Source organism: Pseudomonas sp. NFR16, from assembly GCF_900108875.1.
In the GTDB taxonomy this organism is placed as follows: domain Bacteria; phylum Pseudomonadota; class Gammaproteobacteria; order Pseudomonadales; family Pseudomonadaceae; genus Aquipseudomonas.
On the sequence record NZ_FNYJ01000003.1, the window covers coordinates 638512 to 650910 of the forward strand.

11 protein-coding genes are annotated in these 12399 nt (G+C 60.9%); 7 read left to right on the top strand and 4 right to left on the bottom strand.

The window, feature by feature from the left end; translation table 11 throughout:
- Positions 1-111: 111 nt before the first annotated feature.
- From BMZ10_RS15775 to BMZ10_RS15805, 7 genes are all read left to right on the top strand, one after another.
- The gene (locus BMZ10_RS15775; protein WP_093464052.1) at positions 112-1695 is read left to right on the top strand and encodes an aldehyde dehydrogenase (NADP(+)); all 1584 of its coding nucleotides are present in this window, start codon (positions 112-114) and stop codon (positions 1693-1695) included.
- A gap of 111 nt (positions 1696-1806) precedes the next feature.
- On the top strand, positions 1807-3132 hold the full coding sequence (locus BMZ10_RS15780; protein WP_093464054.1) for an MFS transporter: 1326 nt from the start codon (positions 1807-1809) through the stop codon (positions 3130-3132).
- Positions 3133-3256: 124 nt separating this feature from the next.
- The gene (locus tag BMZ10_RS15785) at positions 3257-3556 is read left to right on the top strand and encodes a DUF5629 family protein (RefSeq protein WP_093464056.1); all 300 of its coding nucleotides are present in this window, start codon (positions 3257-3259) and stop codon (positions 3554-3556) included.
- A 134-nt stretch (positions 3557-3690) separates the two neighbouring features.
- Positions 3691-4857 (top strand): lactonase family protein, encoded by a 1167-nt coding sequence (locus BMZ10_RS15790; RefSeq protein ID WP_093464196.1) that lies wholly within the window; start codon positions 3691-3693, stop codon positions 4855-4857.
- Between the two features lie 189 nt (positions 4858-5046).
- Positions 5047-5229, top strand: coding sequence for a hypothetical protein (locus BMZ10_RS15795; RefSeq protein ID WP_093464059.1), 183 nt, complete (start codon positions 5047-5049; stop codon positions 5227-5229).
- Positions 5230-5750: 521 nt separating this feature from the next.
- Positions 5751-5942, top strand: a complete 192-nt coding sequence (locus tag BMZ10_RS15800) for a hypothetical protein (protein WP_093464061.1) — start codon at positions 5751-5753, stop codon at positions 5940-5942.
- Positions 5939-6169: a hypothetical protein gene (locus BMZ10_RS15805; protein ID WP_093464064.1), complete on the top strand. Its 231-nt coding sequence runs from the start codon at positions 5939-5941 to the stop codon at positions 6167-6169. The genes BMZ10_RS15800 and BMZ10_RS15805 overlap by 4 nt, the downstream gene beginning before the upstream one ends.
- Before the next feature lie 3 nt (positions 6170-6172).
- On the opposite strand, the gene BMZ10_RS15810 is transcribed toward BMZ10_RS15805, so the two are convergent.
- From BMZ10_RS15810 to BMZ10_RS15825, 4 genes are all read right to left on the bottom strand, one after another.
- Positions 6173-6793: a glutathione S-transferase gene (locus BMZ10_RS15810; RefSeq protein WP_256214512.1), complete on the bottom strand. Its 621-nt coding sequence runs from the start codon at positions 6791-6793 to the stop codon at positions 6173-6175.
- 10 nt (positions 6794-6803) lie between these two features.
- Positions 6804-7307, bottom strand: a complete 504-nt coding sequence (locus tag BMZ10_RS15815; protein ID WP_093464066.1) for a peptidylprolyl isomerase — start codon at positions 7305-7307, stop codon at positions 6804-6806.
- A gap of 97 nt (positions 7308-7404) precedes the next feature.
- On the bottom strand, positions 7405-11052 hold the full coding sequence (locus BMZ10_RS15820) for an AAA family ATPase (RefSeq protein WP_093464069.1): 3648 nt from the start codon (positions 11050-11052) through the stop codon (positions 7405-7407).
- The gene (locus tag BMZ10_RS15825) at positions 11049-12290 is read right to left on the bottom strand and encodes an exonuclease SbcCD subunit D C-terminal domain-containing protein (protein ID WP_093464072.1); all 1242 of its coding nucleotides are present in this window, start codon (positions 12288-12290) and stop codon (positions 11049-11051) included. The genes BMZ10_RS15820 and BMZ10_RS15825 overlap by 4 nt, the downstream gene beginning before the upstream one ends.
- Positions 12291-12399 lie beyond the last annotated feature (109 nt).

Sequence of the window (12399 nt, forward strand, 5' to 3'; positions counted from 1 at the left end):
GTTTCCGGCACGGCGTGTCGGCTGGTTTTGCTGCCGCTGCGCGCCAGATCGCAGGACAGGTCTCGGTCCCACAGCCCCTTGGCCAGCATCAAACGCTACCGGAGTACCCTCATGACCCAGATTCTTGGTCACAACTACATCGGCGGCACGCGCAGCGCTGCTGGCACGATCATCGTCTACAGCGTTGACGCCAGTACCGGTGAAAACCTGCCCCACGATTTTTATCAGGCCACTGTCGAAGAAGTGGATGCTGCCGCCAAGGCCGCAGCGTCCGCTTATCCCGCGTATCGCTCGCTCAGCGCAGAACGTCGCGCGCAGTTTCTCGACGCTATCGCCGATGAACTGGACGCGCTGGGCGATGAGTTCATCGCCACGGTCTGTCGCGAAACCGCGCTGCCCACCGCCCGGATTCAGGGCGAGCGGGGCCGCGTGACCGGACAGATGCGCCTGTTTGCCAAGGTGTTGCGACGGGGCGATTTCTACGGCGCGCGCATCGATCTGCCGTTGCCGGACCGCAAGCCCGCGCCGCGCCCGGACCTGCGGCAGTATCGCATTGGCCTTGGTCCGGTTGCGGTGTTCGGCGCCAGCAACTTCCCGCTGGCATTCTCCACGGCCGGTGGCGACACCGCCTCGGCGCTGGCCGCCGGATGTCCGGTGGTATTCAAGGCCCACAGCGGTCACATGGCGACGGCCGAGCAGGTAGCCGACGCGCTGTTGCGTGCCGCGGATAAAACCGGCATGCCCAAGGGCGTGTTCAACATGATTTATGGCGGCGGTGTCGGCGAGTGGCTGGTCAAGCACCCGGCGATTCAGGCCGTCGGTTTCACCGGGTCGCTCAAGGGCGGTCGCGCGCTGTGCGACATGGCTGCCGCTCGCCCTCAGCCGATCCCGGTGTTTGCCGAGATGTCGAGCATCAACCCGGTCATCATCCTGCCGCAGGCGCTTGAGTTGCGCAGCGAGCGCATCGCTTCGGAACTGGCGGCCTCGATCGTTCAGGGCTGCGGGCAGTTCTGCACCAATCCTGGTCTGATCATCGGCCTGCGCTCGCCTGCGTTCGATCAATTCCAGCAACGCCTGGCGGCACAGATCGACGATCAGCCGCCGCAGACGATGCTCAATGCCGGCACGCTGAGCAGTTACGCCCGCGGTGTGAAAGCCCTGCACGCACACGCCGGCATCGAGCATCTGGCCGGCGCTGAGCAGGCAGGCGATCAGGCTCATCCTCAACTGTTCAAGGCGGATGTCAGTCTGTTGCTGGACGGCGACGAGCTGTTGCAGGAGGAAGTGTTCGGGCCCACGTCGATCATCGTCAAGGTCGCCGACCAGGCGCAGCTCACCGAAGCACTGCTGGGCCTTCACGGTCAGCTCACCGCGACCCTGCTGGTGGATGGCGATGACATGGCGCGCTTCAGCGAACTGACCGGCCTGCTGGAGCAGAAGGTCGGACGCATTCTCATCAATGGTTACCCGACGGGCGTTGAAGTGGTGGACTCGATGGTCCACGGCGGCCCGTACCCGGCAACGTCCGATGCCCGTGGCACCTCGGTCGGTACGTTGGCGATCGATCGGTATCTGCGGCCGGTGTGTTTCCAGAATTACCCCGACAGCGCACTGCCCGATGCCTTGAAAAACGCCAATCCGCTGGGGATTCAGCGACTGGTGGACGGGGTGAATACCATCGACGCCATCGGCTGACACGGTGTGATCGTTCCCACGCAGCGCGGGGGAACGATCACCGCATTAGCCTCAACCACGAATCACCGCTACCCACCCGACACCCACATAAAAACAAACGAGGTGCGCCCCATGACCGCCAACGCCATACCGCTGGAACGGCTCGACGCCGATGTGATCGAGGACAGTATCTACCGCAAGGTGAGCTGGCGAATCGTGCCGTTGTTCATCTGTTGTTTCCTGTTCGCCTACCTTGACCGGGTCAACATCAGCTTCGCCAAGCTGCAGATGGCCAGCGACCTGGGTTTCAGCGAAACAGTCTACGGCCTGGGCGCCAGTCTGTTTTTCGTCGGCTATTTCCTTTTCGAAGTCCCCAGCAACGTTCTGCTGCACAAGATCGGCGCGCGCATCTGGATCGCGCGGATCATGGTGTCCTGGGGCATTGCGTCGGCGTGCATGATGTTCGTGCAGACCGAGTTCTGGTTTTACACCCTGCGGTTTCTGATCGGTGTGATGGAAGCCGGCTTCGTCCCCGGCGTGCTGTATTTCTTCACCCAGTGGTACCCAAGCTCACGTCGGGCGCGGGTCAATTCCTACTTCAAAAGCTCCATCCCCTTGTGCGGCATCGTCGGCGGTCCGATTGCCGGGCTGATCCTGGGACACTTCGACGGTGTGATGGGCATGGCGGGCTGGCGCTGGCTGTTTCTGCTCGAAGGCATTCCTTCGGTGTTGCTGGGTGTCGTGGTGTTCTGGCTGGTCAAGGACCGGATCGAAGACGCCACCTGGCTCACCGCCGAGGAAAAAAATGTGGTGCTCGCGCGGATGGCCAAAGAAAGCGCGCCAGCAACGCCGCAGAAGGTCAAAGATATCTGGAAGCACCCGACCACCTACGTCATGTCGGCGATTTATCTCTGCCTGGTCATGGCCCTGACCGGTCTGCTGTTCTGGATGCCGCAACTGATCAAGAGCGCGGGCGTCACCGACACAATGAACATTGGTTTGCTGACAGTGATTCCGTATGTGGGCGCCGTGATCGGCAACTTGTTGATCGGTGCCAGTTCCGATCGTCACAGTGAACGTCGCTGGCACATGGCGAGCTGCGCGACGCTGACCGCCGGCGGGTATCTGGTCTGTGCGCTGTTTCCAGGCCAGTTGCTGCCGCTGATGATCGGCATGACCATCATCATGACCGGCATCGTTGCCTGGATGCCGATCTTCTGGACCATTCCGCCGCGGTTTCTGAGTGGCATCGCTGCGGCGGCGGGCATCGCCCTGATCAACTCGCTGGGCCAACTGGGCGGCATCATTGCGCCGTTCATGGTCGGACGCATCAAAGATCTGACCGGTACCGCAACCCCGGCGCTGTTCGCGTTGTTTGCCGTGAGTGTGCTGGCGATCGGCCTGATCGTCTGGGGCATTCCGAAGCGCTACTACGCGAAAGAAGCTGCGCAGGATTGATCACCGAATCGGCCTGAGCCCGACTTCACGGGTTCAGGCTGAACGCTCGCACACGATGAGGGCGCACGCCGCGGGGGCATCTTTTGGCCTATCATTCGCCCTTTCACCTACGCGAATCACTGCCATGACCTCATCACCAGACACCCTGCGCGCAGCGCTGCAAACCGCACTGACCGCCCACAGCATGCTGGAAATCGACGGCCTGCATGCTTTCGAGTTCTCACTCGACGAGATGCTGCAGATCGAAAGCATGGATGGCCGCGAGCGCAAGGTCTGGCGCTTTTCTCTGGCGCAGATCGACGCCGCCGCGTTCGACGAAGCGCTGCAAAGCTGGGTCATCAACGATGGCAATGCCGATCATCGCATCGTGGTGCTCAATGCCTTTGCGGCCAGTGACGAGGATGAGGAAGACGAGCAGGACTGATGCCCTCCGGCAGGCGCGTGGCAAGCCAGGCGCCTGCCGTGTTCTTGCTCAGCAACTACTGCGCGCAAAACGCTGTCATAGCCCTGATTCTTGCGCTGACCGCGCGCCAACAACTCCAACAAGAGATCGCCCCAATGACGCCCAGATTATTGCCCTTGCTGGTGCTTGCCAGCAGCCTTTCCGCCCTTTCCGTTCAGGCCAGAACCATGACTGACTACGACGTGCTGGTAGGTGCCTACACCGCCGGCGCCAGCGAAGGCATCTACCGCTTCGGCTTCAACACCCAGACCGGTCAGCTCGACGCCAAGCCGCGTCAGGTGATCAAAAGCGAAAACCCGTCCTGGCTGACACTCAGCCAGGACCAGCGCCATCTGTTTGCGGTCAATGAGAACGGCCCCGGCCAGACCGACGTGGTGGGCAAGGTGAGCAGCTTCTCCATCGACCCGAAAAGCCATGCGGTCTCGTTCATCAATCAGATCGAAAGCAAAGGCGAGGAGCCGACCCACTCTAATCTGAGCCTGGACGGTCGCTTCCTGTTCGTCGCCAACTACGCTGTGCATCCCGATCCGGGCGGCTCGCTCGCCGTGGTTCCGGTCGGCAAGGACGGCAAGCTTGGCCCTGTCGCGCAGACCGCGACGCACGAGGCCAGCAAAGTCAATCCGGAACGCCAGGCTTCGTCCCACGTGCATGCGGCTGTGCCAACGCCGGACGGCAAGTACCTGATTGCCATGGATCTGGGCGCCGACAAGATGTTCGTCTTCAACTACGACGGCAAAAAGTCTCAGCCGCTGCAACCGGCCAAAACCCCGTCCGTTGACCTGCCACCCGGCAGCGGCCCGCGGCATCTGGTGTTCAGCAAGGACGGCAAGCACGCCTGGCTGACCATGGAAATGAGCGCGCAAGTGGCTGTATTCGATTACCACGATGGCGCCTTCAAGCGGACTCAGCTGGTCGATCTGGCGAACAAGGACGGCCAGCAGTACCGCGCCGCCGGTGGCTTGCACACCTCGCCTGACGGCAAGTTCCTCTACGTCGCCAACCGTGGCGAGGTCAACGAGCTGCTGGTCTTCAGCATCGACTCGGGCAATGGCCAGCTGAAGGAAATCCAGCGCCGTTCGGTCGAGGGCAAGGAGCCGCGTGAGTTCAGCTTCGACCCCAGCGGGCATTTCGTGCTGATCGCGAACCAGAAAAGCAACCAGATCGTGACCGTCCGGGTCGACGCCAAAACGGGTCTTCTGGGTGACACCGTGCAGAAAGTCGATTTCGATTCACCTTCCGATTTCCGCTTCCTGACCCGCTGACGGGTGACAAGTGACACGTTGACGCAGGCTCCAGCCCTTGAAAATCAAGGGTTGGAGCCATGTATTAATTGAAGTGATAAGGGCTAGTGCCAGAAAAGATTTTTTCTGAAAGCGACTCGGGCGTAACTTTCATTCCACGGCCACGACGGTCAAGACTTGAAACGAAACATCGACACCGAGGTACACGCCATGAACTTCAATATCTTCTCCATCATCGCCGCGTCCGCCATCTCCGCTACTGTTGCATTGCCTGCCAGTGCCAGTGCTGAAGTGACCGACAAAAAAATCAGCTCGACCCAGAGCTACACTCCGAGGTACCTGCAACAAAGCGCCAACTTCTATGCCGCTCTGGATCACAAGACCCAGCAATGACAAGCACGTTTGATGAAAGTCCTGTTCGATGTAAATCCATTCCCCGTTAAAGACGTAAACGATACCGGGGAATGGATTTGTAAGAACGCACCACCGAACAGTAAAACAGCCTTGCAGTAACACGAACGCTTTCGCGAGCAAATTCGCTTGAACAGGTTGATGCGACCCGCTGACCACTGCGTGTCAGGCCATGTGTCAAGTGTAGGCGAGCTTGCTCGCGAAAGCGTTGAATTCCCTCCCTTTGGTCCCCGTTCGCTGAATAAGCAACGGGGATTTTTTTATGCCTGGGTTTTAATTTGCGTCAAGCGTGGGCGAATGCGAAGCGGCTATCCGGAACACGTGCATGCCACCGCAGAGAAGATAAGGCATATTAGATGAGGTGACGGCGAAATCTATCGGCCTGATTAACTTCGCATATCATTAACCGAATCGATCTTTTGAATCGCTGTACATCGTTTTTCAATAATGAGCCATTCAAGCATTCTGGGCGCCTGAAACAGACATATCCCGGAGCTACTGACATGGCCACTGCCATCCTTCATTCACTTAAACAAGGCGCTTATACCGCCATCGCTTTGTATGTTGTATTCATCGCAGTGGTCACCATCACCAGCATGAACCCACAACTGAAGGCACCTTCATCGGTGTCGGCACCGACTGCCATCGTTGAACTTGATCGCGCGTTCCTCCAGACCCAGGAGCGTGCGTCGTGAAAGGGGCGAACTTCTGGGTGATTGTGTTCTTCGCCTTGATCAACAACGGTTGCTCGTTACTGGGACACGGAGAAGGCTCGGTGGGCGGCGTGGCGCGCAGCATGGAGTTCAAGACTGAAGTGGCCGAGGCGATCGAAATGCAACGGGCGCAGAAGTTGAATGCCGGCAACCCACCGCCACGCCATGGCGAGCTGTTCTCGCCTATTTTCGAATGGGCGGTCGTTTAGCAGTCAGCGCTTGTGCATCGCGTTGATGAACAGCGCCGACGCGAGAAACCGCTGCAGCCAGGCTTGCAGACGAGGGTAGGGGCTCTGCCAGAACCAGTCAGGGTCGACGAAGCAGAATTGGCGCACGAACGGCGCCAGCGCCACATCGGCGAGCGACAGGTGAGCGGCGACGAGAAAGTCGCGGCTGGCCAGCAGTGACTCCAGCCTGCGCAGAAATACCTCACCGCGCTGGCGGTACTCTTCCTGCGTGTATTCGGGATAACGGACTGCGTATTTGTAGCGATCAAGGTCAGCCTTGAAGCTGTTGTCGTTCTCGTCGATCAGCTCGGCGATCAGTTGGCGGGCGCCTGGATCATTTGCCTGCAACCAGTCAGACGGATCATTCACGGCCAGCGCCCAGTGCATGATGTCCAGGCTTTGCTCCAGCACCTGATCCTGCAGGACCAACACCGGCACCGTGCCTTTGGGCGAATGCTCGAGCATCTGCGCAGGCTTGGCTTTCAGGCTGACCTCAACCAACTCGACCTCGCACCCCGCGTAACCCACCGCCATGCGAGCACGCATGGCGTATGGGCAACGACGGAACGAGTACAGCGTCGGCGTCACCGACTCAGAGGAAGGCAACGGCGTGTGCTCAGTCTTGTTTCACTTCGCCGGAATCGGCGATGACGACTTTCTTGCTGGTGCGACCGGATTGCGAACCCAGCGCTTCGATGGCTTTGACGACGTCCATGCCTTCGACGACTTCACCGAATACCACGTGTTTGCCGTCCAGCCAGCTGGTGACGACGGTGGTGATGAAGAACTGGCTGCCGTTGGTGTTCGGGCCGGCGTTGGCCATCGACAGCAGGCCTGGCTTGGTGTGTTTGAGGGTGAAGTTTTCGTCGGCGAACTTGTTGCCGTAGATCGATTTGCCGCCGGTGCCGTTGTGGTTGGTGAAGTCGCCACCTTGAAGCATGAAGTCATTGATCACGCGGTGGAACGAAGACCCTTTATAACCGAAGCCTTGCTCGCTGGTGCACAGCTGGCGGAAGTTTTCAGCGGTTTTAGGTACCACGTCGTCCTTCAGTTCCATGACGATGCGGCCCAATGGCTCGCCATCGGCGGTGATGTCGAAAAATACTTTGGAATTGGCCACGTGTATTACCTTCTATCAAATTCAGCGCGACAACCGCGCAGTGGGTATAGGGTTGCACAGAAACATCAGTTTACCTGTCCGTGCGTCAAAAAATCGATCAACCGTTGCTGACCTCGACGGTGCTCAGGCCATTGCCTTGACGGCGGACCTGGATCTGCACCGGTATGCGTTCATGCATTTCCTGAACGTGAGAAATCACACCGACTTTACGCCCTTGAGCCTGCAGGCCATCGAGTGCGTCCATGGCCAACTGCAGGGACTCGGGATCGAGGCTGCCGAACCCCTCGTCGATGAACAGCGATTCGATCCGCAAGGTGCTCGACGCCATCGAGGCCAGGCCCAGCGCCAGCGCCAGTGACACCAGGAAGGTTTCCCCGCCGGACAGCGAATGCACCGAGCGCAGTTCATCGCCCATTTCCGTGTCCATCACCAGCAGGCCAAGCATGCTGCCGCCGCGTTTCAGGCGATAGCGACGCACCAGTTGCCGAAGCTGGGCATTGGCATGGTGCACCAGCAGATCGAGGTTATACGCTTGAGCGATCTTGCGGAATTTGTCGCCCTCGGCCGAACCGATCAGCGTCGCCAGCCGGGCCCAGCGCAGATACTCGTCGTGGGCGGCCTTGATACGCGCCTGCAGTTCGCTGTTGGCTGCGCGACGACGATCATCCTCACTGATCCGTGCGCGCAGGTCGGCGCACAGTTGATCGTGACTGGCCGCCTGGGCCTGCGCGTCGGCGAGGGCAGCCAGCAACTGCCCCGCGTCTGCTGCATCACTGTGTTGCGCCTGATGTTGCTGCAACTGGGCGTCGCGTTCCTGAAGCAGAACCCTGGCCTGTTCCAGCGCTTTCTCACTGAGTTGCAACTGCTGGCGAAGCTGACCGACGCTGTCGTCGCTCAAGCCGAGCAATGCCTCGAGCGCCGCGTCGTCCAGTTCGCTGTGGGTGCTGCGCCACTCGGCGATCTGCCGATCGAGGTCGGCGTGCTCCTGCTCCAGACCTTGCAGGCGCTGGCGCTCGCCGTCGAGTTCGGCCGTCAGCCGGATCAACTCGCTGCGCGCCTGTTGCAAGGCGTCTGCCGTTGAGGTCTGGGCCTGGCGGGCTTGCTCGACGGCCTGCTCGAGCGACTGCTGCCAGCGGTCGGGACTGGCATGTTCGCCGAGCAATTCGGCAAGGCGCTGTTCAACCGCGAGCTGCTGTTGCTGGCTGGCCGCCAGGCGTTCTTGCAGGGTCTGGTGCTCCTGATGACGCGCTTGCTGAGCGACCCGCTCGCGCTCGATTTTCTGCGCGCGCTCGTTGTGTTCCTGTTGCTCATCGCGCTGCTGATCGAGCTGTTGCCTGCGCAGCGCGATGTCGTTGTCCAGTTGCACGAAACTGTCGGTGGCCGACGTTCGCCACGGCGTCAGGCTCTCCGCTGGCAGCAGCGGTTCGAACTCCTGCAGCGCTGCTTCGAAAGCCTGGTTGTCCAGCGAGATATTGCGCTGCTGGTCATCCAGCAGCTTCATCGCCTGCTGGCTCGCCTCGCGCGCTTGCTGAACCTGCTGCTGAAGCGACTCGGCGTCACGCTGGACTTTGAGCAGACGCGTCTGGCGCTGTTCGGCGCTGAGGATTTCCTGCGCCAATACATGCAGGCGCTCGCCCAGCCAGTCACCGCGCAAGTGTTCAGGCTGTTCCAGCAGGCGCGGGTACAGCGCATGCGCCTCCAGCTCCGGGCGCAGTGTCTGCAGCTGTTCGCTGAGTTGATCCTGTTGCGGTTTGCTCTGCTTGAGCTGGTTGTTCAGCTCGGCGACTTCAGCGCGCAGTTCGGCCAGTTTTTCACTGAGCTGGCCGACTTTCTGCCGGGCGCTGGCCTCTTCGTTGTCGTCATGACCCGACAGCGCCTGCAGCAGCTCGGCAGACTGATGATACGGATGCTCTTCACTGCCACAGACAGGGCAGGGTTGCTGATCGAGCAGCTGCGCACGCAACTGCTCGACGCTGGCGCTGCGTGCCAGACGCTGACGTTGCAGCAGTTCGAGGGTGAGCGTGAGTGCCTGCTCGGCGGCTTCATGCTCGCCCTTCAGTTGCAGGCCCTGAGCAATGCTCTGCGCCCGTCGCTCGGTGGCGTGTTGCTGTTGCGTCTGGACCTGCTGCAACCGGCTGGCGACCTCCTGATGCCGCTGCCACAGGCGCTCGAGTGCATCGCTGGCGCTGTGTTGCTGGCGATTGTCGTGCAGCGACTGCGTCAGACGCTCGACTTCCTGGCTCACGGCGTCGGCCTTGACCTGAGCTTCGTCGAACAGCGTTTGCAATGCCGTGCGACGCTCGCTCAGGGTCTGCTCGGCCAGGGCATAACCGGCCTCCAGTTGCGGCAGTTCATCGCGGCCCTGTTTGAGTCGCGCGCTCAATTGCACGATCTGTTGCAGGCGCGGCCGGTAGGCGTTCCACGACTCGCTCAGCGCCGACAGTGAAGCGCTCTGTTCCAGCTGCGAGGCAATCGAGTGCAAGCGCGCTTCGACCTGCCGCTGTTGTTCGACCCACTGATCGAGCGCGATTTGCCCTTCGGTGCTCGCCTTCTCCGCCAGCCGCGCCTGCTCACCGGCTTTGTGCAGATCCTGGTTCAGATGATTAAGCCGGACCTGCTGTTCAAACGCTTCGGTCAGGGCGGGCCTGGCGTTGTGCAGATTTTCCTGCGTTTGTTGCAGTGCGGCCTGGGCGCCGGACAGCTGCGTTTCCAGGTCGTTGAGACTGTTTTGACGCTGCGCGTGTTGCTGTGCGTGCTCGTCAACTCGCGCCGCGAGTGGCGCGATCTGGCTGGCGAGTTTCGTGCGCTGGCCGAACAGATGCCGCTGTGGCGCCAGGCGCTCGAGTTGACCCAGGCGCTGGCGTTCAGCGGCCTGCGCGTCCCACATCTGCTGGGCGCTGGCCAACTGTTCGCTCGCCGCCAGATGGCTGTCGCGCAGGCGATTCAATTCGGTGAGCCATTGCTGTCTGAGCTCCAGCTGACGCAACTGCCCCTGAGCCAGCGCGAGTTGCTGCCTGGCGTCGTTGAACTGCTGTTCCAGCTCGACGCGTTGCTCATCATCCAGCGGAGTCAGATTACCGGCCTGAGCGGTAAGGGTTTTCAGGGATTCTTCGGCCTCTTTGCTCTTGCTGTAGGCGCGTCGCCCCAACTGGCTGTAGATCGCCGTGTCAGTGAGCTTTTCCAGCAGCTCGCTGCGTTCTTTGTCGTCCGCTTTCAAGAACGCGCTGAACTCGCTCTGCGCCAGCATGACCGCGCGGGTGAACTGCTCGAAATTCAGGCCCAGGCGCGCTTCGAGGAGGTTTTTGTACTCGGTCTTGTTCTGGCTGCTGAGAATCTGTTCACTGTCCAGATCGGTCAGCGTCTGACGACTGGCCTGAAGTTTTTTGCTGGCATTGTCGCGGGCGCGGTTGGTTTCCCAACGGGCGCGATAACGACGGTTGTCGACGCCGACGAAATCGACTTCCGCATAACCACTGCCCGTGCCGCGACGCAGCAGATTACGCGGGTCATTTGTGCTGATGTCGCCGTCGATTTCCGGCACTTTCGACTGGCCGACATTGTTCAGGCGCGGGATCGCACCGAACAATGCCAGGCACAACGCATCGAGCAGTGTACTTTTGCCTGCGCCGGTCGGACCGGTGATTGCGAACAGGCCGGCGCTGGCCAGCGGCTCGGCGGTGAAATCCAGCTCGAACGGGCCTGCCAGCGAGGCGAGGTTTTTCAGACGGATCGCGAGAATTTTCATGGTTGTTCGCTCTCCAGCTGGACGTCTTGCAGCAAGGTGGCAAAGTCTTGCAGGGTCTGCTCGTCGACTTCGCTGCCGTAGCTGTCCAGCCAGGCACGACTGAACAGCTCCTGCGGGGTGAGCTGATCCAGCTCGATCAGGTCTTGCTCGCCGTCTTCATCGCGAGCGCCTTTGCCCGCGTATTCCGCCGCGATGCGCACCAGTCGCACCGCCTTGCCCTCAAGCGCCGACTCGAGCTGATTGCGCAGATCCGGCTGCGGCTCATCAAGGCGCACACGCACCTCAAGCCAGGGTTGACGATCAACGTCGGCAAGCAGATCGATGTCAGGCATCTCTTTGAGTTGCAGCAGCAACTCGGCCAGTGGCGCGGGCCCCACGCGTTGCAGATTGACGGCACGTGGGATCAGCAGCGGTGTGACGCTGGTGAGTGTGTCGCCCTCGCAGTCGATTTCGAGTATCTGGTGGCGGTAGCCGATTTCCGAGAACGACAGGGGAATTGGCGAACCGCTGTAGCGAATGCGATCTTCACCGTTGACCTTCTGGGGCTTGTGCAGATGGCCCAGCGCGACGTACGTGATGCTGTCGCCGAACAGGCTGGCGGGCAGGGCTTCTGCGTTGCCGATGATCAGGCTGCGTTCCGAATCCTCCGACACCGACCCGCCGGCCATGTGCGCGTGGCTGATGGCGATCAACGCCTGGCCCCGTTTGCGCTTCTGGTTGGCTGCCGCGATCAGCATTTCGTGAACCTGACCGATGCCGCGCAGGTAGTTGTCGCCCAGGGTTGGACCGGTCACCTCAGCAGGACGCAAAAACGGCAGCGCCAGGCACCAACCGAGCACTTTGCCTTTGGCGTTGGTCAACGGCAGCAACAGGCGGTCGACGTCGAGCACGCCGTCGTCGAGCCAGAGCACGCGACCGAGGGCGTGGGTGCGCAGACGGCGCATCAGCGGCGCAGGCAGCTCGATCCGCGAGCCAGAGTCGTGGTTGCCGGCGATCATCACGATGGTCAGTTGAGGGTTTTGCTCATGGGCGCTGACAATGAAGTCATACAGACGCTCCTGAGCTTTGACCGGCGGGTTGACAGTGTCGAAGATGTCGCCCGCTATCAACAGCACGTCCGGCTTGCGTTCGGCCAGCCGTGCCAGCAGCCAGCCGAGAAAGCTGGCGTGTTCAAAATCTCGCTCCTGACCGTGAAGGTTCTGGCCCAGATGCCAGTCGGAGGTGTGAAACAGACGCATTGGAATACCTTGGTTCGAATAGGTTTACGTAGGCGAGTCCGGCGCTGATCCCTGCGCGAGCGAGCGGGTTGGCGAGGCTTCGGTGCTGACGACAGCCGTTCGGCGTCTG

Excerpts from the sequence above, each read along its gene's own strand:
- BMZ10_RS15795 (WP_093464059.1), top strand. The coding sequence starts at position 5,047 with ATGAACTTCAATATCTTCTCCATCATCGCCGCGTCCGCCATCTCCGCT.
- BMZ10_RS15780 (WP_093464054.1), top strand. The coding sequence starts at position 1,807 with ATGACCGCCAACGCCATACCGCTGGAACGGCTCGACGCCGATGTGATC.
- BMZ10_RS15800 (WP_093464061.1), top strand. The coding sequence starts at position 5,751 with ATGGCCACTGCCATCCTTCATTCACTTAAACAAGGCGCTTATACCGCC.
- BMZ10_RS15790 (WP_093464196.1), top strand. The coding sequence starts at position 3,691 with ATGACGCCCAGATTATTGCCCTTGCTGGTGCTTGCCAGCAGCCTTTCC.
- BMZ10_RS15825 (WP_093464072.1), bottom strand. The coding sequence starts at position 12,290 with ATGCGTCTGTTTCACACCTCCGACTGGCATCTGGGCCAGAACCTTCAC.
- BMZ10_RS15820 (WP_093464069.1), bottom strand. The coding sequence starts at position 11,052 with ATGAAAATTCTCGCGATCCGTCTGAAAAACCTCGCCTCGCTGGCAGGC.
- BMZ10_RS15775 (WP_093464052.1), top strand. The coding sequence starts at position 112 with ATGACCCAGATTCTTGGTCACAACTACATCGGCGGCACGCGCAGCGCT.
- BMZ10_RS15785 (WP_093464056.1), top strand. The coding sequence starts at position 3,257 with ATGACCTCATCACCAGACACCCTGCGCGCAGCGCTGCAAACCGCACTG.